The organism is Kribbella sp. NPDC056345 (assembly GCF_042262745.1).
Classification (GTDB): Bacteria; Actinomycetota; Actinomycetes; order Propionibacteriales; family Kribbellaceae; genus Kribbella.
Window position 1 is genome coordinate 208,894 of record NZ_JBHJQQ010000003.1, and the last position, 23,791, is coordinate 232,684.

Annotated in this window: 18 protein-coding genes; 10 read left to right on the top strand and 8 right to left on the bottom strand. The window is 68.0% G+C overall.

Features of this window, described 5'->3' with window-relative positions:
- Positions 1-11: 11 nt before the first annotated feature.
- From ACFCV3_RS11980 to ACFCV3_RS11990, 3 genes are read right to left on the bottom strand one after another with little or no spacing between them, the layout of a single operon-like run.
- The gene (locus ACFCV3_RS11980) at positions 12-1,265 is read right to left on the bottom strand and encodes a hypothetical protein (RefSeq protein ID WP_376029165.1); all 1,254 of its coding nucleotides are present in this window, start codon (positions 1,263-1,265) and stop codon (positions 12-14) included.
- 44 nt (positions 1,266-1,309) lie between these two features.
- Positions 1,310-2,158: a hypothetical protein gene (locus ACFCV3_RS11985; RefSeq protein WP_376029166.1), complete on the bottom strand. Its 849-nt coding sequence runs from the start codon at positions 2,156-2,158 to the stop codon at positions 1,310-1,312.
- Complete coding sequence (locus tag ACFCV3_RS11990; RefSeq protein WP_376029169.1) at positions 2,155-2,664, bottom strand: SigE family RNA polymerase sigma factor; 510 nt, start codon at positions 2,662-2,664, stop codon at positions 2,155-2,157. Before ACFCV3_RS11990 ends, ACFCV3_RS11985 begins: the two co-directional genes overlap by 4 nt.
- Positions 2,665-2,794: 130 nt before the next feature.
- Between ACFCV3_RS11990 and ACFCV3_RS11995 the strand changes: the two genes are divergently transcribed.
- Complete coding sequence (locus tag ACFCV3_RS11995; RefSeq protein ID WP_376029171.1) at positions 2,795-3,751, top strand: nucleoside hydrolase; 957 nt, start codon at positions 2,795-2,797, stop codon at positions 3,749-3,751.
- 37 nt (positions 3,752-3,788) lie between these two features.
- Here ACFCV3_RS11995 and fusA read toward each other — a convergent pair whose 3' ends face one another.
- The 3 genes from fusA to ACFCV3_RS12010 all read right to left on the bottom strand — a co-directional run bounded on the left by fusA (position 3,789) and on the right by ACFCV3_RS12010 (position 7,671).
- A complete protein-coding gene (fusA, locus tag ACFCV3_RS12000) occupies positions 3,789-5,813 on the bottom strand; it encodes an elongation factor G (protein WP_376029174.1) in 2,025 nt (674 codons plus the stop codon).
- A gap of 343 nt (positions 5,814-6,156) precedes the next feature.
- Positions 6,157-6,885 (bottom strand): GAF and ANTAR domain-containing protein, encoded by a 729-nt coding sequence (locus tag ACFCV3_RS12005; RefSeq protein ID WP_376029176.1) that lies wholly within the window; start codon positions 6,883-6,885, stop codon positions 6,157-6,159.
- 51 nt (positions 6,886-6,936) lie between these two features.
- Positions 6,937-7,671, bottom strand: coding sequence for an ANTAR domain-containing protein (locus tag ACFCV3_RS12010; protein ID WP_376029177.1), 735 nt, complete (start codon positions 7,669-7,671; stop codon positions 6,937-6,939).
- 129 nt (positions 7,672-7,800) lie between these two features.
- Here ACFCV3_RS12010 and ACFCV3_RS12015 point away from each other — a divergent pair, with 129 nt between their 5' ends.
- The 6 genes from ACFCV3_RS12015 to ACFCV3_RS12040 all read left to right on the top strand — a co-directional run bounded on the left by ACFCV3_RS12015 (position 7,801) and on the right by ACFCV3_RS12040 (position 18,678).
- On the top strand, positions 7,801-8,790 hold the full coding sequence (locus ACFCV3_RS12015; RefSeq protein ID WP_376029179.1) for an alpha/beta hydrolase: 990 nt from the start codon (positions 7,801-7,803) through the stop codon (positions 8,788-8,790).
- Positions 8,791-8,986: 196 nt separating this feature from the next.
- Positions 8,987-12,898, top strand: coding sequence for a discoidin domain-containing protein (locus tag ACFCV3_RS12020; RefSeq protein WP_376029182.1), 3,912 nt, complete (start codon positions 8,987-8,989; stop codon positions 12,896-12,898).
- Between the two features lie 82 nt (positions 12,899-12,980).
- On the top strand, positions 12,981-13,589 hold the full coding sequence (locus tag ACFCV3_RS12025; protein WP_376029184.1) for a TetR/AcrR family transcriptional regulator: 609 nt from the start codon (positions 12,981-12,983) through the stop codon (positions 13,587-13,589).
- A 120-nt stretch (positions 13,590-13,709) separates the two neighbouring features.
- On the top strand, positions 13,710-16,937 hold the full coding sequence (locus ACFCV3_RS12030) for a discoidin domain-containing protein (protein WP_376029186.1): 3,228 nt from the start codon (positions 13,710-13,712) through the stop codon (positions 16,935-16,937).
- Positions 16,934-17,656, top strand: coding sequence for a FadR/GntR family transcriptional regulator (locus ACFCV3_RS12035; RefSeq protein WP_376029189.1), 723 nt, complete (start codon positions 16,934-16,936; stop codon positions 17,654-17,656). Before ACFCV3_RS12030 ends, ACFCV3_RS12035 begins: the two co-directional genes overlap by 4 nt.
- Positions 17,653-18,678 carry an enolase C-terminal domain-like protein gene (locus ACFCV3_RS12040; protein ID WP_376029190.1) on the top strand — a complete coding sequence of 342 codons (1,026 nt, stop codon included), beginning with the start codon at positions 17,653-17,655 and terminating at the stop codon, positions 18,676-18,678. The genes ACFCV3_RS12035 and ACFCV3_RS12040 overlap by 4 nt, the downstream gene beginning before the upstream one ends.
- Position 18,679: 1 nt before the next feature.
- Here the strand turns inward: ACFCV3_RS12040 and ACFCV3_RS12045 are convergent, their stop codons facing one another.
- Together ACFCV3_RS12045 and ACFCV3_RS12050 are read right to left on the bottom strand one after the other, a co-directional pair.
- Complete coding sequence (locus tag ACFCV3_RS12045) at positions 18,680-20,842, bottom strand: FtsX-like permease family protein (RefSeq protein WP_376029193.1); 2,163 nt, start codon at positions 20,840-20,842, stop codon at positions 18,680-18,682.
- Entirely contained in the window at positions 20,839-21,579 is a 741-nt protein-coding gene (locus ACFCV3_RS12050; RefSeq protein WP_376029194.1) for an ABC transporter ATP-binding protein, read from the bottom strand. Before ACFCV3_RS12050 ends, ACFCV3_RS12045 begins: the two co-directional genes overlap by 4 nt.
- Before the next feature lie 131 nt (positions 21,580-21,710).
- Here ACFCV3_RS12050 and ACFCV3_RS12055 point away from each other — a divergent pair, with 131 nt between their 5' ends.
- From ACFCV3_RS12055 to ACFCV3_RS12065, 3 genes are all read left to right on the top strand, one after another.
- Positions 21,711-21,932 (top strand): hypothetical protein, encoded by a 222-nt coding sequence (locus ACFCV3_RS12055; protein WP_376029197.1) that lies wholly within the window; start codon positions 21,711-21,713, stop codon positions 21,930-21,932.
- Positions 21,933-22,003: 71 nt separating this feature from the next.
- Complete coding sequence (locus ACFCV3_RS12060; protein ID WP_376029200.1) at positions 22,004-23,398, top strand: hypothetical protein; 1,395 nt, start codon at positions 22,004-22,006, stop codon at positions 23,396-23,398.
- Positions 23,395-23,787 carry a FixH family protein gene (locus tag ACFCV3_RS12065; RefSeq protein WP_376029203.1) on the top strand — a complete coding sequence of 131 codons (393 nt, stop codon included), beginning with the start codon at positions 23,395-23,397 and terminating at the stop codon, positions 23,785-23,787. Before ACFCV3_RS12060 ends, ACFCV3_RS12065 begins: the two co-directional genes overlap by 4 nt.
- Positions 23,788-23,791: the final 4 nt, after the last annotated feature.

Sequence of the window (23,791 nt, forward strand, 5' to 3'; positions counted from 1 at the left end):
TGGACGCCTGGTCACCAGTCCAGCGTGATCCTGGGCAGACCGAGGCGGTCGCGTACCCAGGGGGCTCCGGGTGGGTACCGGATGACCTCCTTGACGAGGTCCTCGTGGCTGGGTTCGGAGAACCACTCGGGCTCCTCCGGCGCGCTCGACCAGTTGGCTGCCGACGAGCAGCGCACCACCGACGGGAGGCCGAGCTCGATGGTGTGGACGGCCAGCCTGATCCGCCGCAGCGCCGCCGCCTCGGGGAAGTCGTCGAGCCGCCGGGTCTCCCCTGGCCCGGATTCCAGGACGAATTCCTCGTGGTCGCCGACCGCGCGCAGGACGATGTCGCCTGCGGGCGCCAGTGCGGCCGCGGCCTGGGCCACGTCGTCGGTCAGCATCTTGAGGAAGATCGGTTCCAGCGGTCCTGAGCTGTCGCGCACCCCCTGGTAGATCCAGCGCGTGGTGCGTTCGTTGGGGGCGGCGGGGAAGGCTGCGGTGAAGCCGACGACACTGATGCGTACGGCGTTGATCCATCGCGTGTACTTGACCGGCGAGTACTTGATGAGCCAACGCCCGACTCTGGTCCACGGCCCGACCAGGAAGGCGATCGAGAGCATCGCAGCACCGACCAGGCTCGCGATCAGCGTCACTCCCACGATGGTCACCAGCGCGACGAGAAGCCCGGCCAGGAAGCTCGGCCAGCCCCATTGCTCTCGGGCGTGGTCCCACACGGGATCCATGACCAGGCTGCGGAAGCGCTCCACGAGTGCGGCCAGGTAGCCGGCGACCCCAGCGGTAGCGGCCGCTGCTGCGATGGCTACTGCGCGGCGCGCTAGCCCTGACCCGCGCAGGTCGTCGGCCGCCGTGACGAACCCCGCAAGGTGCTGCCCCCACTGCGCGACGACCATCAGGGACATCGACAGTGCGACGAGCGCGGCCGCGAGCGGCTGGATGGCAGCAGAGTCCGAGTTCCAGGTGATGTACCAGGTGGCCACACCGGCGACCGCGACCCGCAGCGTCCAGCTGATGACGACGAGCACGCGGCCGAACCTCGCCGTACCGCGGCGACGGTGGCCGGCCAGCGCCGGGAGCGGCCGCGTGGCCGGTGCGGCCGCCAGGGTGATGACGGCGACCGCCACGGCGATCACAGTGCAGAGGGTGACGCGGAGGTCCCTCGACTCGTCGGCGAACACCAGCGCGATGCTCGCCCCCGCGGCCGCCAGACCTGCGATCAGGCTGAAGAGGCTCAGGACTGCGGGAACCCGACGTGGCCGAAGACTCAAGATGTACCCCTCTGCGCGGATGACTCCGATGCAGCGTAGAGGGGTCAGCTGTTGATGTGGAACTTCTCTGACGTCACCAGCTCGGCCAGTTGCCGGGTCGTGAAGATCGGTTGCTTCAGGGGGGCATGCTCCGAGTGGTCGCTCTTCTTGACCTGGGCGAGGTAGACGATCGACCCGTTGTCGTGACGGTAGGCGGCCCACTGGTCGTAGCTGTCGTTGCCCTTGCTGGTGACCACGCCGACCTTCTTGCCGTCGACGTCCACGACGGCGCAGGTGCCCTTTCCACCCCAGAAGCTCTGTGCCAGCTTGCACGGGGTCGTTGCCCGCTTGCCGTCAGGGGTGAACGACTCCACCAGCAGCTGACCCACCCGGTCGTCCTTCTGCACCGGGATGTCGGCTCGGTACTGCCAGTAGTCCTGCTCCCCGTCATTGGAGGCGTACTGGCTCTGCGCCGACCGCATCGCTCGACCTTCCGGGTACTTCAGGTCCGGCGTACTGAACCCCGACGGTACCGACGAGCTCAGGTCGTCCATCAACGTCACGGCTCGTTCGGCGCGCGGACCCGCGGTCGCCGTACGGTCCGCCTGGCCCTCCGGCCACGGATCACCGGACTTCCGCGTCGTCGGCACCGCGGTGGACCCGGGCCGCGGCGTTGTGCCGCCCGCCACCATCGGATCCGTCGACCCGCCGCCGGCGGGGAAGTTCGCGATCAGGGTCGGACCGGCCGCGACAACAGCCACCAGCGGTACGACGGCCGCCCCGGCCCACGCCGCCCGGCGCCGCTTGCGCACCCGGCGGGCCCGGTCGAGCGCGGCCGCAGGATCCATCGACGGCGGCGGACTGCTGCGCACCATCACGTCGTGCAGTGCCTCGTTGAGATCCTCTTCGTTCATCGGACTCTCTCTCCTTCATCAAACGGCACAGTCAGTAGACCGCGCAGTGTCGTCAATCCACGCGCGGCCTGGCTCTTGACATTTCCTGGCGAGCAATCGAGCAGCGCGGCCGTCTGTTCGACGGACTGGTCCTCCCAGTACCGCAGGACCAGAACCGCGCGTTGCCTCGGCGGCACCTTCGCAAGTGCCTCCATCAGCACGAGCCGTTCGTCGGCGAGACCCGACGACGGCGCGGCCCGATCGGTCTCCGGAGAACCGACCGACTCGTACCGGAACCACCCCCGCCGGCGCTCGGACAGGAACGTCCGTACGAGCGTCTGCCGGGTGTAGCTGTCCATTGCCTCGTGCCGCTGGATCCGGCGCCAGGCCAGATAGATCTTCGTGAACGTCTGCTGGACCAGGTCTTCCGCGCGATGCCAGTCGCCGCACAGCAGGTACGCCGTACCACGCATGGAGTCGGACCGTGCCACGAAATACGCCTGGAACGCCGCGTCCTGATCACTCATGTCGCCTCCCCGTCCTTGCTACCGAGTTAGACACACCAACGGGGCCGAAGTTGGTTGCATCCCCCCGGAAATCAGTTCGGCGAGGCTAGTTTGGCGGCATCGGTCCCGCACCTGGAGCGCAAGGAGAGCTGTGAGCATCCCGATCGTCATCGACTGCGATCCCGGGCACGACGACGTCTTCGCCATCTGGCTCGCCGCCGCGAACCCGGCCATCGATCTGCGAGCCATCACCACCGTCGCCGGCAACGGCCGCATCGAGCACACCACCCACAACGCGCTGGTGGCGTGCACGGTCGCCGGCATTCACGACGTACCAGTAGCCCAGGGCGCCGCGGAGCCGCTGTACGGCGAGTTGCGGCCGGCCGAGTGGATCCACGGAGCCAACGCACTCGGGGGCCTCACCCTCCCGACGCCGACGGTGGAGCTCGACGAGCGCGACGCGCTGACGCTGATCGCCGATGTCCTCAACACTTCGGAAGAACCGGTCGTCCTGGTGCCCACGGGCCCGCTGACCAACATCGCGCACCTGGTGCAGCGTCATCCGGAGCTCCTGCCCAAGATCCAGCGGGTGATCTGGATGGGCGGCTCCACCGGTCGCGGGAACGTCACCGCCGAGGCCGAGTTCAACGCCTGGGCCGACCCCGAAGCCGCCGCGATCGTGCTGGGGTCCGGCCTGGACTTCACCATGGTCGGGCTCAACATCTCCCACCAAGCGCTGATCACCCGTGAGGTGCGCGCCCGGATCGCAGCACTGGGGAGCCCGATCGCCGCCTTCGGCGTCGAGCTGCTCGAGTTCTTCTGCTCGACCTACGCCTTCGAAGGAATGCCTGACGGTCCGCTGCACGACCCCATCACCGTGGCGCTGCTGATCGATCCCGCGGTCGCAACGACCATCCGCACGCGGGTGGACGTCGAATGCGACGACCCCCGGACACGAGGGGCGACCCGCGTCGACCGGTCAGGCTCTCCCCAGGGTCCCCAGAACGCGACGGTCGCCCTGGACCTCGACGCCAAGCGCTTCTGGTCCCTCATCGAAGACGCCCTGCAGAGGCTCGCCCTTCGCGGGCCGGCGGCGAGGTGGGACTGAACAGACCCCGCTCGGCGGCGGGGTCTGTCCAGCGGCTCTACCGGGCCGGTGCCGGGACGTAGCCGGTGGTGCGGGTGGTGAAGGTTCCCCGGCCTTGGGTTCGGCTGCGTAGTTGGGTTGCGTAGCCGAACAGCTCGGCCAGGGGCACGGTGGCGACGATCACCATCGTGCCCGGCCGCGCGGCCGAACCCGAGATCCGGCCGCGCCGTGCCGCCAGGTCACCGAGTACGCCGCCCATGGCATCCTCCGGCACGGTCGCCGTGACCTCGGCGACCGGCTCCAGGAGCACCATCGCACTGGCGCGCAGTGCTTCCCGGAGACCCAGCCGGCCTGCCGTCCGGAACGCCAACTCCGAGGAGTCCTTCGGATGGGTGGCTCCATCCGTCAGCGTGACCTGTACGCCGGTCACCGGGTGCCCGCCGAGGGGTCCCTCGGCCAGCGCATCCCGGCAGCCTGCCTCGACTGCGCGGACATACTCCTGCGGCACCCGTCCACCGACGACGACCGACCGGAACACGAACTCCTCCGTACTGTCGTCATCCAGCGGTACGACGTCGAGCGTGATCTGAGCGAACTGACCGGCACCGCCCTCCTGCTTGACGTGCCGGTACACCAGTCCGGACACACCGCGCGCGACTGTCTCGCGGTAGGTCACCTGCGGCCGGCCGACTCCGATCTCCAGCCCGTGAGCGCGGCGCACCTTCTCCACCGCGACCTCGAGATGCAGCTCGCCCATACCCGACAGCAGCGTCTGACCGGTCTCGGAATCGGTCCGGACCGTCAGCGAGGGGTCCTCCTCGATCAGCCGCGTCAGGGCCGACGCGAGCCGATCGGTGTCGGTGCTCTTGCGAGCCTCGACTGCCACCGAAACGACCGGGTCAGTCACGACCGGCGGTTCGAGAACCAACGGTGCTGCCGGCGCGCACAGCGTGGCGCCGCTGCGTGCGAACTTGGGCCCGACGACCGCGACGATGTCGCCGGCGACCGCCTGCTGGACCTCCGCGTGCTGGTCGGCCTGCACCCGCAGGATGCGACTGATCCGCTCCGTGCGTCCCGTGCCTGCATCCATCACCGTTTCTCCCTTCCGAATCGTTCCCGAGTACACCCGCAGGTACGTCAGCCGCCCAGTGGCGGTCGAGTTGACCTTGAACACGAGCGCCGCGAACGGCGCCTTCGGGTCGGCGATCCGCTCCTGCACGGCACCGTCCGACGTACCGCGCACCGGCGGCACCTCCGCCGGCGAAGGCAGATAGGCGACGACAGCGTCCAGCAACGGCTCAACCCCACGGTTTCGGTACGCCGATCCGCACAGCACCACCACGCCCGCTCTAGACCGGGTGAGGTCGCGCAGGGCGGCAGCCAGCGTCTCCGCCGAGACCGTCGACCGGGCAGCGAACTCATCCAGCGCAAGCGGATGCATTTCGGCAACAGCCTCCTCGAGCAACCGGCGTCGTCGTACCGCCTGTTCCACAAGGGCATCGGGCACCGGACACTCCACCAACCCGTCGTCCCAGACATACGCCCGCATCGTGATCAGGTCGATCACTCCGCTGAACTCCGCTTCTGTTCCGATCGGCAGCTGCACCACCAACGGGGTTACGTGCAACCGCTGCCGGATCGAATCCACCGCTGCGTCGAGGTCCGCGCCGGGCCGGTCCATCTTGTTGACGAACGCGATCCGCGGCACCCCGTGCCGGTCGGCCTGCCGCCAGACCGACTCGCTCTGCGGTTCGACTCCGGCGACGGCGTCGAACAGCGCGACCGCACCGTCGAGCACCCGCAGCGAGCGCTCGACCTCGTCGGAGAAGTCGACGTGGCCCGGGGTGTCGATCAGGTTGATCGAGTGCCCGTCCCAGTCGCAACTCACGGCGGCGGCGAAGATCGTGATGCCACGATCGCGTTCCTGCGGGTCGAAGTCGGTGACGGTCGTGCCGTCGTGGACCTCACCACGTTTGTGTGTGGTGCCGGTGAGGTACAGGATCCGTTCGGTGACGGTGGTCTTGCCCGCATCGACGTGGGCGAGAATGCCGACATTACGGAGGTTGTCGAGGGTGGTACGCATGGCCGACGGCCTTTCGGATGATCCGGAATCGGGCAGCGCAATTCGCGAACGAACCATCCGCGTCGTCGCTCCGTGGGGAGCAGACAGGACGGAATAGGTCAGTTCGTCGCGGACAGGTGCCGACCGCGCAGCCGGCACCTGACAACCGAAGACACCAGGATCACGTCGTACCGTGACCGGGGAGCGCCCACAGCGATGCGGTAACGCATGGCCGGGCTCCCCTCACTCGTCAGAACGCCTGCCGCGATCTCGCGGCAGCACGCAGTTCGGTCCCAGCGTAAGGCGACCGGCGATACCGGGCCACCGGATTTCGCTGCCCAGCGGCCGGACCTGAGCCTCGCGATCAGTCGCTGGTGGGGGTCAGCGTGGCGGCCGCGATGCTTCCGTCGATGAGGCCGGTGGCGACTGCCCCGAGTTGCAGGTGGTTGCGGCGGGCGTGAGCGCGCATCAGAGCGAAGGCGTCGTCGACGCTGATGCGGCTGCGTTCGGACAGGACGCCTTTGGCCTGCTCGATCAGGATGCGGCTGTTCAGGGCGGACTGCAGTTGCTCGGCCAGGACTTCGCCACGGCGCACGGTCCGTTCCTGGAGGAGGCCGACGGTGGCGATGTCACACAGTGCTTGACCTAGAGCCACGTCGGATCTGCTCAGGGTGACGCGGTCGGCGCAGAACAGGTTCAGCACACCGAGCACCTGGCCACGCAGCCGCAACGGGATCGCGTGGGTCGAGCGGAAACCGACTGCGATGGTCGCTGCGCGGAACTGCGGCCAGCGTTCCTCGACCTCGTCCAGGTCGATGTTCACCACTTGCTCGCCGGTGGAGTAGCAGTCCAGGCAGGGCCCCTCGTCGGCTTGCAGCACGAACAGCTCCAGGAGCTTCGCCTCTTCGCTGGTGGAGGCCATGACGTGGAGCACGCTGCGCTGGTCGGCCAGGATCAGGCCGGCCGCATCAGCCTGCAGGAGCTCGACGCTGCGCTCGCACAGAGTGTGCAGCAGGTCGATGACGTCGTAGTTGTCGACAAGGGTGTCGGCGAGTTCGATGAACACCTCCGCGAGGCGCTGCTCCCTGCTCATTTGCTGCCGCCTTTCCAGGCCGGAAGGACCCGCGTGCACGGGGTGAAGATGTTATTCATGATGATCGTCCTCGGGGTGGAAGGTCACTGTCCGGGCGACCACGTCCTGGCCGAGTTCGAGCAGCGGGCGTCCGTCGGCGTACGCGCGGGCCCGCAGCAGGAGCAGGGCCTCGTCCATACCGACCGATGCCTGCACAGAGATGATGCCGGTGGCCTGGTGGATGGCCCGGTGGCTGTCGACGGCATCGGACAGTTGTGATTGCAGCCCGTCAGGCGGTTGCTCGTGCTGCAGGTCGAGCAGGATCGTGGTCGCGGCAGCGGCGTAGTCGAGAGCTTCGGCCAGCTGCAGGCTGTCCAGCGGGCCGGTGGTGTCCCGATAGAGGTCGAGTACGCCGAGCCGGATGGCACCGATCTGGAGCGGGAACGCGAAGATGGCCGCGATACCGGCGGCGGCCGCGGCGGGGGCGAAGCCAGGCCAGCGCTGTCCGGCCCGGGCCAGGTCGTGTTCCAGCACCGGTCGCCGGTCGTGGAACGCGGTCAGGCACGGACCTTCCCCGAGGGTCTGCTGGAGGTTCTCCATCACCTCGGCCGGCCCGTCGGTCGCGGCCAGGGTGCCGCCGTGACCGGCTGCTGTCATCAGTGCCACCCCGGCACCGCTGACCGGCACCGATGTGGTCACCGAGGCGCACAGCCTGCGCCAGACGGTGTCCCCCTCGAGGCCGGGAGGATCGGGTTGGTCGATGGCCAGCACCTCGAGAAGGATCTGCCGTACTCGCAGCGATGCCATCGCCTCACAACCACCCTGAGCCGGTACTCGCGCGCCTGGAACGGCAGACCGTGACACGGCCTTGACGTCGCCACCTGACTGTATCGTCCGAGGTGGTCTATTCGCTCTCCCGCCCCGAGGTGAAACCAGATGAAGCGTTCATGGATCGGCGCCCTGCTGCTCGCGCTGTTGCCGCTCACGCCGGCAACAGCAGCACCGCCCAGCGCCGGCATCGCCGTACCGGCCGTGCAGGCAGCACCTGCCGGTGCCGAGGTCGTCGGTGTCACCAAGGTCGCGGACCGGCTGACGGATTTGTCGGTCCGCTCCCCCGCGCTGGGGAATCGCGTCGTGAAGGTTCGGCTGCTGACGCCGGACGGCTGGGACCCGGCGGATCGCCGGCAGCACTGGCCGACCTTCTGGTTGCTGGCCGGTTGCTGCGGGGACTACACCGCTTGGTCCGGCACCGACATCGCCAAGATCGACAACCTGCGCAAGGTGCTCGTCGTGATGCCCGAGGCCGGCTGGAACGGCTGGTACAGCAACTGGTGGAACCACGGCGCAGGTGGTGACCCGGCCTGGGAGACCTTCCACACCGTCGAGCTGCGGCGGCTGCTCGAGAAGAGCTGGGGCGCAAGCAGCAACCGCGTCGTGGCCGGACTGTCCATGGGCGGTCAAGGCGCACTCCTGTACGCCGCTCGCCACCCCGGCATGTTCCGCGCGGCAGCGGCGTACTCCGGCTCGGCGCACCCGCTGCTCAACACCGAATCGGTCAACCGGATCATGGGCTTCTTCGGCGGCCAGGGAGGTGACCCGCTCCGCGTGTGGGGCGACCCGGTGGCCCAACGGAACATCTGGGCAGCGCACGACCCCTACTACCTCGCACCCAGGCTGAAGTCACTGCCGATCTACCTCTCCTGCGGCGACGGCACCGCGGGCCCGCTCGACCCACCCGGCAAAACCGATGCCCTCGAGGCCGACTTCAACCGCCAGAACCACGCACTCGCCGCCGCCCTAACCCGTGCCGGAGCCAAGCACCTCACCACCAACTTCTACGGCCCCGGCACCCACGCCTGGGCCTACTGGCAACGCGAACTCCACGCCTCCCTCCCCCTCCTCCTCAAGGCCCTGAACATTCACTGACCCAGGCCCTGAACCCGTTGGCAGTGAGGTCTTGCCGGAAGGCGGCCGGGCGGTCTAGCCTCACATCCAATCATTAAGAAAGTTTCCTAACAGTTGTTCGATCTTTGGGAAAGCGCTTGCCGCTCCCGTCGAACCGGGTGCCCTGACCTCTGCCCAGAGATCCGCTCCCTCCCCCCGCCCTTCAGGAGGCCCTGCCATGTCGTCCACCACCTATCGAAGGCGTCGCCGGCTTGCCGCAGCCGGCGCAGCTGTGCTGATCTGCGGCTTGCTGACCACCGTGGTCGCGGCCGGTCAGATTCAAGCGGCCCCCGAGGCCTCCGCAGCGATTCCTGACCTGACCAGTGCGAACCGGCGCGCGCCCATCGCTGGTCTGCCGGACTGGAGCAAGGCGGGCTACCGAGGTGGCGCCCCGCTCCCCGGTGCCGCCGACATCAACCCGGACCAGAACTGCCAGATCACCGCCGCGGAGCTGGCTTCGCAGTACGGCGTCCGCGCGGATGGTAGTGATGCGACCACCGGGCTGCAGGCCGCGATCGACGCGATCCGGACGCAGTGCACTCCGTCGGCCGGGTACAACAAGCTCTCGCAGATCACCTTGCCGGAGGGACGGATCACCGTCACCCGGCAGCTCGGACTCGACGCCAGCTACTTGCTGATCAAGGGCGCCGGGCAGGGCCGAACCGTGCTGGTGTTCCGCCCCGACACCAACACCCGGTACGACAAGCTCACCGCCGACGGCAGTGACTGGGACGAGGACGGGATGACGCACGGCGCGTCCGGCAAGGGTGGCTGGGCATGGCCCGGCCGCGGACTGCTTCGGGTGCAGACCCGTGAGGTCTCGCCCAAGTACGCCGCCGACTACGCCTCGGCGCCGGCGAACCGGAAGGACATCTTCGAAGGCAGCATCAACCAGCACTGGGCCAGCGGCGTACCGCTCCGCGAGGCTTCGGCGACCGGCACGACCCAGATCAAGCTGGCGACCAACGCGAACATGGCGCTCTTCAAGGCCGGCAACTACCTCTGGGTCGGCGCGGCGAACTCGGCGAAGTTCTACCAGCAGCAGACCGTCACCGACACGTCGAAGTACATGAATCTGCACATGCGGCAGCAGATCTTCCAGATCGCCGCGGTCGACACGACCGGGCGGAACCTGACGATCGACAAACCCCTCGAGTACGACCTGCCGCTGAACTCCACCTCGGACGGCTCGGCGGCGATCGGTGGCACCGTCTACCCGAGCCGGGTGACGCCGCTCAAGCCGGTCCTCGGGGTCGGTATCGAGGATCTCACCATCACCCAGGACATGACCGGTATGCCGAAGCTGGCCGGCGGCACCTACAACCTGAACAAGGCCGATGCCGTCCACAACTACGGCAACATGGCGCCGGAGTACCAGATGCACGGGATCGTCCTGAAGTGGGCGATCAACACCTGGGTACGGCGGGTCGGTACCGAGATGACCGGTTCGCACCCGATCGTCACCGAGAGCGCGAAGAACATCCAGGTGCAGGAGTCACACCTGGACGGATCGTGGAACAAGGGCAAGGGCGGCAACGGCTACCTGCGCGGTTCCCGGGTGTGGGACTCGCTGTACGGCTACAACACCACGCGGGACCTCCGGCACTTCACCTTCCAGTGGTCCGCCTCGAACAATGTGGCCATCGGCAACGACTTCGACTCCGACCTGAACGTGCACGGCGGTTGGGAACGGCGCAACCTGTTCGAGAACAACACTGTCCGGATCCCGTTCGAGCACTCGTCGAAGAACTGCCAGAGCAACTGTGGTGACGAGGGCGGTGACATTCCGGACGATTCGACCTGGTGGCCGATCTGGTGGGCCGCGGGCCCGAAGGCGGTCAAGTGGTCGGGATCCAGCGGTCCGCAGAACGTCGTCTACAACAATGCGCTCAGCAAGCAGACCACCGAGAACGGCGCCTACCAGACCTACTACCCGGACCGGCAGCGTCTGTACCAGTTCGGCAGCAGCTCAGCCGATCCGACGAAGTTCCAGCACCTTGCACTGAACGGCGCGACCATCCCGGACTGGGCAAGCCGGGAGACGGCCGACTACACCGTGCCGAACGGCGGCGTCAACGCGTCTCGCACCGACACGTCGGGCTCGCTGTTCCTTCGCAACCCAGGCGGTGGCGGCGAGGACGACACGACCCCGCCCAGTACGCCGTCCGGCCTGCAGGTCACCTCTACCACGTCGAGCAGCGCGGCACTGGCCTGGAACGCATCCGTGGACAACGTCGGTGTGACCGGGTACGACGTACTGCGCAACGGCGCGGTGGTCGGAACCAGCACTGGCACCACGTACACCGATAGCGGGCTGACCGCGGCGACGTCGTACTCCTACACCGTCCGGGCCAAGGATGCCGTCGGCAACCAGTCAGGCGTGAGTAACGCAGTCACTGCCACCACCCAGCCCGGTGGTGGCGGTGGAACGGAGACGCTGCTGTCCCGCGGGAAGACGGCGACCGCGTCGTCGATCGAGGGTGCCGGCTTCGAAGCGGGGAAGGCAGTCGACGGCGACGCCGCAAGCCGCTGGGCATCGCGGGAAGGGACCGACCCCGAGTGGATCCAGGTCGACCTCGGCGCCGCCGCGAACCTGACCCGGGTGAAGCTGAACTGGGAAGCCGCGTACGGCAAGGCGTATCAGGTCCAGCTCTCGACAGACGGCACCACTTGGTCGACCGCCCACTCCACCACGACCGGCGACGGCGGCACCGACGAAATCGCGGTGACCGGGACTGCCCGGTACGTGCGGATCAACGGCACCGCGCGCGGAACGGCGTACGGGTACTCGCTGTTCGAGTTCGAGGTCTACGGGACGATCGGCGGCGGTGGTGACACCACCCCACCGAGCGTTCCGGGCGGGCTGCGCAGTACCGGTACGACGTCCTCGAGCGCGTCGCTGGCCTGGAACGCGGCGACCGACAACGTCGGCGTCACCGGCTATGTGATCTACCGGAACGGGCAGCCGGTGACCACTGTCACGGGTACCAGCCACACCGACAGCGGGCTGTCCGCGTCGACGACCTACTCGTACGTCGTCCGGGCGCGTGATGCCGCGGGCAACCAGTCGGGACCGAGTACCGCGATCAGCGTGACGACCTCGGGCGGTGGCGGCGGATCCGTGGTCGACGTTTCGACGGCGGCACAGTTGCAGGCGGCGCTGGCGAATGCACAAGCCGGTCAGACGATCCGGCTCGCGGCCGGCCAGTACCGCGGCTCGTTCCTCACACAGCGCGCTGGAACCTCCTCGGCACCGATCACCTTGACCGGCCCGTCGTCCGCCGTACTGATCAACGACGGACCGTCCGGAACTGCACCGTCGTGCCCGGCACCGACGTCCGGCTGGGACTCCGGATACGGGCTGTGGTTGTTCGGAGCGCCGTACTGGAAGCTGACCGGATTCACCGTGCAGGAATCGAAGAAGGGCATCGTGCTGGACAACTCTCATCACGTGACCATCGACGGTGTCTCGGTCCATCACACCGACGAAGAGTCCGTGCACTTCCGCCGCTCGTCGGCTGACGGCGTGATCAAGAACTCGACGATCACCGATGCGGGGCTGGTACAGAAGGGGTACGGCGAGGGCGTGTACATCGGCTCGGCCGGGTCCAACTGGGGTTGTCACGGCAACTCCGGCGGGGTGGACAAGTCCGACCGTGTGCAGGTGCTGGACAACCAGCTCGGCCCGAACATCGCCGCCGAGGCGATCGACGTGAAGGAGGGAACGACGGGCGGCGTCATCCGCGGCAACACCTTCAACGGCCGCGGCATCTCGGGCGAGAACTCGGCCGACTCGTGGGTCGACGTCAAGGGCTTCGACTACGTCATCGAGAACAACACCGGGACCTTCTCCTCCCCCGGCACGTTCGCGAACGGCTACGAGACGCACAACCCCTCCACCACCCCGTCGTTCCCGAACGGCTGCGGCAACGTCTGGCGCAACAACGCATCCAACCTCGGCAGCACCGGCAAGTACGCCATCTACATCTCGTCGGTGTCCAAGTGCAGCGCCGACCCCAACGTCGTCCACTCCTCCAACACCGTCCAGAACGCCCAAACAGGCCTGACCAACATCCCAGTCACTCCCTGACCTCGTCGGCCAGGTGCAGGCGCGCGGCCAGGAAGGCGAAACCCTCGGCCCCTGGCCCGCGTCGTCCTAGAATCCCTGGTTTATGGCGGCCACTCGTATTCGCAGAACACCGGAGGAGTCTCGGCGGGCGATTCTGCAAGCAGCCGAGGAGCTTCTCGTTGAGGGCGGGCTGGACGCCGTCAGCGTCCGGGCGGTCGCCAAGCGGATCGGCATGACGGATGCCGGTGTCGCCCACCACTTCGGCAGCCGCCAGGAGCTCCTGGTCGCACTCCTGCGGTACGGCGGTCGCCGGATTCGCGGCGCGGTCGAGGAGGCGGTCGCGAGCTGGGCGGACGGCCAGGCCGATATCGACGGGTTGATCCGGACCATCGCCCGCGTCTACGACCAGGGGTACGCCGAACTCGCCGTCGCGCTGCACGCGGCCGGCTGGGAGGACCCCGGCACGGGATTCCTGGAGCCGGTGGTCCAGGTCCTGCACGCCGCCCGGACCCGGAGCGGGCGGCCGGGGCCACTAGCCGACACCCGGCTGGCGGTGGCCGCGCTCCACCAGGCACTCGCACTCGACGCCACGTACGGCGCTGCCTTCCGCCGCAGCGCGGGCGTCAGCGCAGCCGCGGCGCAGCGACCAGGCCCGCAACGGACCTGGTGGGCCAACACCCTCCGCACCGCACTCGGTCTCCCGGTGGACTGAAAGGATCAGATCTATTCCGAAGCATAACGAGATAGACCTGTTCCTCTTCCCAAAGTCAGGCGAGCATGTCACAGTAGCGCGGTCGATTGACCTGATCTATCCGTCCAGATAGGTGTCGCCATGCCGCGTTCCGCCCGCCGGCTCCTTGCCGTCCTGGCCAGCCTCGCGCTGCCCGCAGTCGTCCTGCCCACCGCCTCCGCAGCGAGCACCACCCTGTACGTCGCTCCGTCGGGCGGCGCCGGTTCCGGGACCCTGGCCCGGCCGTTCGGGTCGCTCGAGCAGGCGCGCGACCAGGTCCGGAAGCTCACGAAGAACCAGCGGGCCGACATCCGCGTCGTACTGCTGGCCGGTGACTACCAGCGGACCAGCACCTTCCAGCTGACCAGCGCCGACTCTGGGCGGAACGGGCATCAGGTCGTCTACCAGGCGCAGCCCGGCGCCAAGGTGACGGTGAACGGCGGCCGGCTGGTGACCGGCTGGACGCTCTCCGACCCGGCCCGGAGCATCTACAAGGCGCACGTCGGTGCGATCGACTTCCGCCAGCTCTACGTGAACGGCGAACGCCAGCAGCGCGCCCGCGGACCCGAGAACCCGCCCGGCTGGTCGAAGACGGCCACCGGCTACACGGACAGCACGCAGACCATGGTCGGCTGGAAGAACCAGGGCGACATCGAGGTCAACAGTCGCTGGGGCTGGATGCACTACCGCTGCCCGGTGCAGTCGGTCGACGGCACCAAGGTGACGATGCAGCAACCGTGCTACAAGAACGCGAACCTCCATGAGGGTCAGGAGATCCAGAACCCGACCTGGATCGAGAACGCCTACGAGCTGCTCGACGCGCCCGGTGAGTGGTACCTCGACAAGAGCACCGGTGATGTCTACTTCCTGGGCCCGAACCCGGCGACCGCGACCGTGGTGGTCCCGCAGGTGCAGGATCTGGTCAATGTCACCGGGACGCTCACGGAGCCGGTGCAGAACATCCGGTTCGACGGCATCACGTTCTCGTACTCGACCTGGCTCGACCCGAGCAGTGACGACGGCATGGTCGAAGGCCAGGCCGGCTTCCGGATCAACGGCCCGGACTGGCGCGACTTCGACCACTCACGCCTGTACTGGGAGAAGACGCCGGGCGCGGTGAACGTCGGCTACAGCCGCAACATCTCCTTCACCGGCAGCACGTTCACCCATCTCGGTGCCGTCGGACTGAACCTCAACACCGGTTCGCAGGGCTCCGTGGTCCGCGGCAACATCTTCCGCGACGTCGCCGCGACCGGCGTCCAGGTCGGCGGCACCGACATCATCGACCACCACCCGGACGATGTCCGGGCGATCACCAAGAACACGACCGTCAGCAACAACCTGATCACCAAGGTCGCGGCCGACTACTCCGGTTCGCTCGCGATCTTCGCCGGCTACACCGAGCACACCGTGATCGAGCACAACACGATCCGCGACCTGCCGTACTCCGGGATCTCGATCGGCTGGGGCTGGGGCCACACCGATGCCGGCGGCAACAGCAACTACCCCGGTAACGTCGGGGTCCCGATCTACGACACGCCGACCACCGCGAAGAACAACATCGTCCGCAACAACGCGATCAGCGACATCATGAAGCGGCAGGCCGACGGTGGCGCGATCTACACGCTCAGCATGCAGCCCGGCAGCGTTGTCTCCGGCAACTACATCAAGGACACCCCGAGTCCGGCGTACGGCGCGATCTACCACGACGAAGGCAGTCGCGGCTTCACCACCACCGGGAACGCGTTGTGCAACGTGCAGGCGCGGTGGCTGTTCCTCAACCACGGTATCGACATCGATGCCCAGCGCAACTTCACCACCCAGCCGGTCTCGCTGACCCAGGCCAACACGACCAACTCCACGATCGCCAACAACACGGTCGTCCCGAGCTGCGACCAGTTGCCCGCCTCGATCGTCACCAACGCCGGCCTCGAACCGGCGTACCGGCACCTCGACCCGCAGCCGACGCCGACCGACCGGATCGCACCGACCGCCCCCGGCAAGCCGACCGTCCGGACGAACTTCCCGACGATCGCCGACCTGAGCTGGCCCGCGGCCAGCGACCAGACCGGCGTCACCGGCTACGCGGTCTTCGCGAACGGCAAACTCGTCAGCGCTTCCGAGGGACCATCAGCGCGGGTCACCGGCCTCACCTCCGGTCAGCGCTACACGTTCACCGTCACGGCGCGTGATGCCGCAGGCAACCAGTCTCGCGCCGGCGCCGCGATCAGCATCACCATGCCGGCGAACGAGGACCTTGCCCTCGGCAAGAACGTGACCGTCTCCTCGTACTCCGAACCGAACCTCCCGGCGCTTGCCGTCGACGGCAAGTTGTCGACGCGCTGGGCCCAGGGCCTCGGTCTCCCGGATCCGTCCTGGTTGCAGGTCGACCTCGGTGCCCAGTACGACGTCAGTGGCGTGATCACCACCTTCGAGCTCAGCAACGGCTACCGCTACAAGCTCGAGGTCTCGTCCGACGGGGACGACTGGATCACCTTCGAGGATCACACGGCCACGGCGACGACCCAGGCCGACAACTACGCCTCGGTGCCTGGGAGCGTGCGCGGCCGGTACCTCCGCCTGACCATTGTCGGGTCGAACTTCAATGGCGGCAGCATCTACGAGCTCGAGGCCTACGGGAAGCCTGCGGTGATCACCCCGGATCAGGAACCGCCGGCCGCGCTGCCGAAGCCGGAGGTGAACGTGCTGCTGCCGACCACGCTCGACCTCAGCTGGCCGGCCGGTACCGACAACGTCGGTGTGACCAGCTATGTCGTGTATCAGGACGGCCGGCGGATCGCGACCACGCCGTACACCCAGCTGCGCGTCGACGGCCTGACCGCGGAGTCGACGTACACCTTCACCGTGGTCGCCCGGGACGCGAACCTCAACGCGGCCCCGGCCAGCCCGCCGGTCGAGGTCACCATGCCGGCCGAGGCCGGGCTCGCGGTCGGCAAGCCGGTCACGGTCTCGTCGTACTCCGAACCGAACGTCCCGGCCTTCGGCGTCGACGGCGACCTCAGCACCCGCTGGGCGCAGGGCCTCGGCCTACCCGACCCGTCCTGGTTCCAGGTCGACCTCGGCGCACCGACGTCGGTGCAGAGCATCGTGACCAACTTCGAGCTCACCAACGGCTACCGCTACAAGCTGGAGTACTCACTGGACGGCACGGCGTGGTCGATGTTCGACGACCGCACCGCCACGGCGACGACCGTACGGCGGAACCCGTCGATCCGGACCACGCCGGTCCAGGCGAGATATGTTCGCCTGACAGTGGTCGGGTCCAACTACAACGGTGGCAGCATCTACGAGATCCAGGTGTACGGATGAACGAGACTCCCAGTTACCGGCCGGGGTACGAGGTGGTGGCCGAGCAGCTGCTCGGGTACATCGCCGACCAGGGACTCCGGCCGGGTGATCGCCTACCGACCGAGAAGGGGCTGGCCGAGATCCTCGGTACCGGCCGGTCGGTGACCCGCGAGGCGATCAAGGTTCTCGCGGCGGTCGGGCGGGTCGCCGTCCGGAAGGGCGCGGGCATCTACGTGTCCGTGCCCTCCAACCCGGACGCGGACAACCAGGTCGGGTACTTCCAGCCGACCGACCTCGCACATGTCGCGATGCTCTTCGATCACCGGCGGCTGATCGAAGCCGAGTCCGCCCGGCTCGCAGCGACGCTCGCCCGGCCGGCTCAGGTCCGGACGATCCGAGCTGCGGCCGAGGCCTCGGTCGAGGCGCACGGCGACCACGCCGCCTTCCGGGAGCAGGACCGGTTGTTCCATGATGCCGTGGCCGAGGCGTCGGCCAACGTCTTCCTCCAGTCCGCGGTCACGTCGTTGCGCGACTTCAAGGAACAGTCCGACCGGCTGCTGTTCGCCGGCGGCCTGCCCGGCTCGCTCGAGGTCGCCGCGCAGCAGCACGTGCACATCGCGGAGGCGATCGCGGCCGGTGACCCGGACAAGGCCAGTACGGCGATGATCCAGCACATCGACACCACCCAGTCCCAGTTCGAGCAGCGCATCCGGGATCGCTTGCAGGCGGGACCGCAGTGAGTCTGATCGACCGGGTCGAGGTGGAACTGGTCGACGTACCGGCCATGCATCCGTTCCGCTGGCGGGACGGGCTGCCCGGATCCGAGCCGGCGCTGCAGGGCGGCGTACTGAAGATCACCACCCGCGATGGCGTCGTCGGCCGGGCGTCCACTCCGCGCGGGGTGATTGCCAAGGACCTGGTCGAACGGCGGGTGCGTGCCGACCTGATCGGCCAGAATGCCTTGCACCGTGAGTGGTTGTGGCACCGGATGTGGGAACTCGACCGGATCGAGGAGTTCCCGCTGTACTTCCTCGGCCTCGTCGACATCGCGTTGTGGGACATCGCCGGTCAGCTCGCCGGGCTGCCGGTGCACGCGCTGCTCGGGACGTACCGGACCGAGATCCCGGCGTACGCATCGACTGTTACCTACTCCAGTGTCGACGAGTATCTCGACATCGCGGACCAGTGTCTGGAGCGTGGGTTCCAGGCGATCAAGCTGCACGCCTGGGGCGACGTACGGCGGGATGCTCTGCTCTGCCGGCGATTGCGGGAGCATGTCGGCGACGACGTCGAGCTGATGTACGACGGGTCGGCAGGTTTCGATCTGCCGGATGCCATCCAGCTCGGGAAGGTCCTGACCGATCTCGGCTTCCGCTGGTACGAGGAGCCGATGCGCGAGTTCAACATCACCAGCCATCGCTGGCTGGCCGAACGGGTCGGCGTACCGCTGCTGGTCGGTGAGACGAGCGACGGCGCGCACTTCAACACCGCCGACTTCATCCAGGCCGGTACGGCGACGTACGTGCGGACGTCGTCGGGCCTGAAGGGCGGCATCACCGGCGCCCTCCGGATCGCCCACCTGGCCGAGAGCTTCGGCCTCCGTGCCGAGGTGCACGGCATGGGCGTCCCGAACCAGCATCTGTGCATGGCAATCCCCAACACCACCTACTACGAGGCACTCGTCTGGGGCAACCCGATCATCACCGACGACGCCGTCGACAAGACCGGCACACTGCACGCACCGACCGGCCCCGGCTTGTAGATCACTCCCGTGTCCCTGCGGCGGCCAGTGACGGCTGCCGGAGCAAGCGGGCGATCGGCACGATCGTGGTTCCCATCGCAATCAGGGTCGCTCCGCCGAGGATCGCCAGGACGCCGGCCAGCGGTACGTACGGGACCGCACCTCCGGTCAACGCGTAGACAACAGCGGTGAGGGTGACTGCGGCGATGGCTCCCCCGATCAAGACGGAGACGCCGAGTAGCCCAGCCTGTTCTGCGTGGACCATGCGCTTCAGCTGACGGGTTGTCACACCGGCCAGTTGCAGTACGGCGAGTTCGCGGCGGCGGGCGAGAGCGGCCACCGTCATCGTGTTGGCTGCGGCCAAACCGGCGTACCCGATCATGACGGTGATCAGCAGCTTGTTGAGCCAGGCACTGATCGCGAGATCCTTGGAGACCTCGGCCGTCGCCTGCTCGGAAGGAATCACGGTCGCCGAGCGGCCGAGCGCAGCCGTCAGCGCCGGTACGGCGTCAGGCGTGGCTCGGACGAGGAGCTTGGTCGGGGGCAGCCCGAAGGTCGACTGCGAGAGTACGACGTCGCCGAAGCCCAGGCCGCGTTCGTAGATCGCCGCCACCCGTAGACGCTTGGGTGTTCCGTCGCCGAGCCACAGGTTCGCCTCGTCGCCGACCTTCCAGCCCCGCGAGGCGGCCTGGGTCGCCGAGACCGCGATACTGTCCGGCCCGACCGCTCCAAGATCGCCTTTGCTGACCTTCAGGTCGAGCGTCGCCTTGGCCTGGGCCGGGTCGATCGTCTGGGCAGGGACGACCTCGAGCGTGTCGAAGACCTTCACGATCACCGAGGTCTGGCGCATCGGAGTCACTGCCTCGACGCCGGGAATCCGGCCGAGCTTCTCGACGGCGGCGTTCGAGATTCCGCTGGGTGCGACCACTGTGTACGGCGCGAGTGTCCCGGACTTCAACTGCTGAACCGTCTGGCGTTCCACGTTGTCCTGGAGGAACCACACGGATCCTCCGAAACCGATCGACAGCACCAGAGCGGTCAGCACGGTCGCGCCACCCCGCGCGTTGGCAGCAAGGTTCTTCGCGGCGAGATAGCCGCTGTTGCCCCAGCCGGCTCGCAGAATCGGGGCGAGGCGCTTCGCGGTGAGGCCGTTGATCCACGGTGCCAGCAAAGCCACCGCGATGACGAACAGATACAGCATGCTGACCGCGCCAGCGAGCGCGGCCTGCCCACCGGCGCCGACCGAGATGGCACTGGAGGAAACGGCGCCGGCGAGGGCGGCCAGCCCGAACCCGAGCCGTACTTTGCTCAACCGCGCGGGCTCGACCGCGATCTGGGAGAGCGCCTCGGCCGGGCGAATCCCGGACAGCTTCCGGCTGGCCAGCAATGCCGAGCTGAGTGCGACCAGGACGATGAGGAGGACCGCAGCGGGCGCGGCCAGTAGCCCGAGGGAGAGGCCATAGTCGGCCGGTACGAAACCGCGCGCCACCAACTGGTCCCCCAGCCAACGGCTGGCCAGCAGCCCGGCCGGTACGCCGACCACTGAACCCGTGGCAGCCAGGATGGCAGCCTCAGCCATCAGCATCCGCCGTACCTGACCTGGGGTTGCAGCCGTTGCCCGAAGCAACGCCAGGTCGCGTCGGCGACTGCGGATCGACAGGCCGATCGTTCCGGCGACCACGAAGATGACCAACATCACGACGTACCCGCCGAAGGCAGCACCCACCTCGATCAGCAGACCGCGCGCCTGAGCGATATCGGGTCGCTCGACGAGTACGCGTTTCTTGCCGGTGTACACCTTCGCACCTGCTGACGCTGCGACCTTCTCGACGGCGCCGCGGTCACTCGTCTGAAGAGTCAACGCGTCCGCACTTCCAGCAACGTTCTCGACGCCTGGCACCTTACGCAGTTCATCCGCCAGACCGGCCGGCAGCGAACCGCGCTCGGGCAGCTGCACGGTGGCCTTGTAGGGGTCACCGAACTGCTTGCCGGTGATGGTCAGGTCGCGTTTGGCGACGACGATGTCGGCGTTCGCGTACTGCCGCGGCTCCGGCAGCGGGCGCAGCCCGGACTCCACCAGCGCACCCATGCCGGTCAGGATCGTCACCCCGGCGATCAGCGCAATCAAAGTTGCCAGGACGCTCCCTGGCCGGTGCCTGAGCAGGCGCAGCGCGATCCCGGTCATGCCACAGCCTCGGCTTCGCGCTGGATGCGGTCGGCAACGATCCGGCCGTCGGCCAGCGTCACCACCCGATCCGCGTACGACGCAGCCACCGGGTCATGGGTGACCATGATGATGGTCTGACCATGGTCGTCCACCATCGACTTCAACAGCGCCAGTACGGCGGACGCCGTGTGACTGTCGAGTGCCCCGGTCGGCTCGTCGGCGAACACCACGTCCGGACGGACCGCCAACGCTCGCGCGATCGCAACTCGTTGCTGCTGGCCACCAGACAGCTCGGCCGGACGCCGGTCCAGCAGCCCAGCAACTCCGACCCGGTCGAGAACCTCGACCAACCACCGACGGTCCGGCCGCACACCGGCCAGCCGGAGCGGCAACGTGATGTTCTCCTCGACGTTCAGCGCCCCGATCAGGTTGAACATCTGGAAGACGAACCCGATCTTGGTACGGCGCAGCCGGGTCAGCGCGGTCTCCGACAGATGCGTCAGCTCGGTCTCACCAACGAACACTCGCCCGGACGTCGGCCGATCCAGACCGGCCGCAGCCTGCAGGAGCGTGCTCTTCCCCGACCCCGACGGCCCCATCACCGCAGTGAAGGTTCCCCGCTCAAAGGTCGCGTCGATCCCGGCCAGGGCGGTCACCGGCTGGCCGCCGGCGTCGTACGTGCGAGTCAGTTCCTGTACCTGCACCGCGGCGGAGGCGGCACGATCAGCGGTCAGCAACGGCATGGTCTTCGTCATGCTTCAACGCTAGAAAGCTCCCAGCCCCACCAACATCCCGCCAGCTGGCCACCCGAGGTAGAGCAGGCCCCACCTTGGTCCGGCCTGCCAACTGCATGGATCGGCACCGGATCCGCTCCTAGCGTGGAGCCATGACAGACCACTACCGCATCAGCAACGACCGCCCACCCGTCAAAGCCCCCGGAAGCGGACTCCGCGCCGCACTCTGGACCTGCCTGCTCGTCGCCGGAACCGCCAACGCCACCACCTCAGCCCTCGGCTTCAGCCCCGTCCTCAGCGTCATCTTCGGCCTCATCACCGTCGCCAGCATCGTCGCCCTCATCACCCACCACCGGAGGCACCGGGGGAACTAGTTCTCTGGTACTAGGGAAGTCGGTCCGCTCGGCCTATGTCCGCGCGGCGGGCGGTCCGTAGCGTCACAGATGTGCGAAAACAGCTGACGAAACGGGTCGTCCTGGTTCTGGTCGTGCTCGTCCTTGCCCTGGCATCGCCGCTTCCCGCCCAGGCGCACGGGGTCGGTCCGACGGCGGATCTGCAGCTCGCGCAGACCTTTGCGGGGAACGACCTCACGATCGTGCTGCGGCGTACGCCGGAGGTCCCGGGTCCGTTGCAGGTCGAGGTTTTCGCGCACGCCCCGGTCCGGCCGATCACGGTGACGCTCGCCATCAGCGGCCAGCCCCACGACGCAACTCTCAGGCTCGTCTCCCCCGGCGTACAGGCCGCGACGCTCCGCGTCGAGCGAGCCGGTGAGCAGGTCCTCGAACTCCGCGCGGGTGATCAACGCGCGACCATCCCGTTCCGGGTTCTCGTCGATCGCCTCGCGGCCTGGGAGATCATCACGTACGGCGGATTCGCGGCCGGGGGGCTGCTGATCATCACCAGCCTCGGTAGTGCGGTGCTCCGCCGGCCGTTGCTCCGCGCCCTCGCCGTACCGCTGGCGATCGGGGCGGTCCTCGCGTTGGTGATTGCCACGACGACCGCCGGACTCTCGAAGGATCTGCCGCCCGCCGTACCTGACGGAGCTCCACCGACGACCGGGCTGCGAGCCGATGCCGCCGACGGTTCGGCACCCAACGGCCGCCCGTATGTGAATCTCCGGCTGAGCACCCAACCGGCGAACCCCCGGACGGGACAGGACTTCGATCTCCTCCTGAGCCTGACCGACGGCAGTTCGGGCCGTCCGGCCGACGATCTCGTCGTCCATCACGCCGCGCTGATCCACACCGTCATCACCAGTCAGGACGGGCGCGAGTTCCGCCACGTTCATCCGGTCCGCACCGCACCCGGCGTACTGACCGTGCGGCTGTCCGTCAGCACACCCGGGAAACACCTCCTGTACGCCGAGTTCGAGCGCGCGGACAGTGGAGCGCAACTGGTCAGTGGGAGTTTCCAGGTGGCCGGGGCACGGCTACAAGCACCTGCCGCCGGGACCGACGGGATCGACGTACAGGTGGCGTTGTCTCCGCGGCGGGTGGTTGCGGGGAGGCCGGTCACGATCCAGGCGGAGGTCAGCGCCGATGGGCGGCCGGCGCGTGATCTGCAGCCCTGGCTCGGCATGGCCGGGCACCTGGTCATCCGTGATGCCTCGGGCAACTTCTTCGGCCATGTGCACGAGCTGACGTCGATGGCCGCACAAGCGCAGCGAACTGCTGACCGGGCACCCCTGCAGGACGAGACCGTCGCCAGGGAAGGACCGACGCTCCGGTTCACCTACACGTTCCCGGCACCAGGTCGCTATCTCGTGTGGGTGCAGTTCGCCCGGTCGTTCCGGATCCACACCGTGCCGCTCACGATCGACGTCGCGAAAGGACAACCATGACCCGCCTTGCCCGGCCGCTGGCGCTCCTGATCACCGCCGTGGTGATCTGCGCCGGCGCCGCCTTCCTGCTCTGGCCGACCGACGAGGCAACGACGCTCACCGGCCGATCCGACCAGCACACCGTCCAACTCAAGCTCAAGGAACTGACCACCGGCCCAGTCGAGTTCGACCTCACTGTCGTCGAGGGGAGCACCACGCAACTCGACGCGATCACCCTCGAGCCCGGCATGCCGGGCATGGGGCACGCGACTGCGCCACTGACCGCGCAGCGCGGCGCCGACGGTCACTACCGCGGTCGCGGCGAGCTGTTCGCCATGCCCGGGACCTGGGAACTCACCGTCCGGCTGGGCGCCGACACGATCACCATCACCGCCTCCGTGAAGAGCTGAAGGG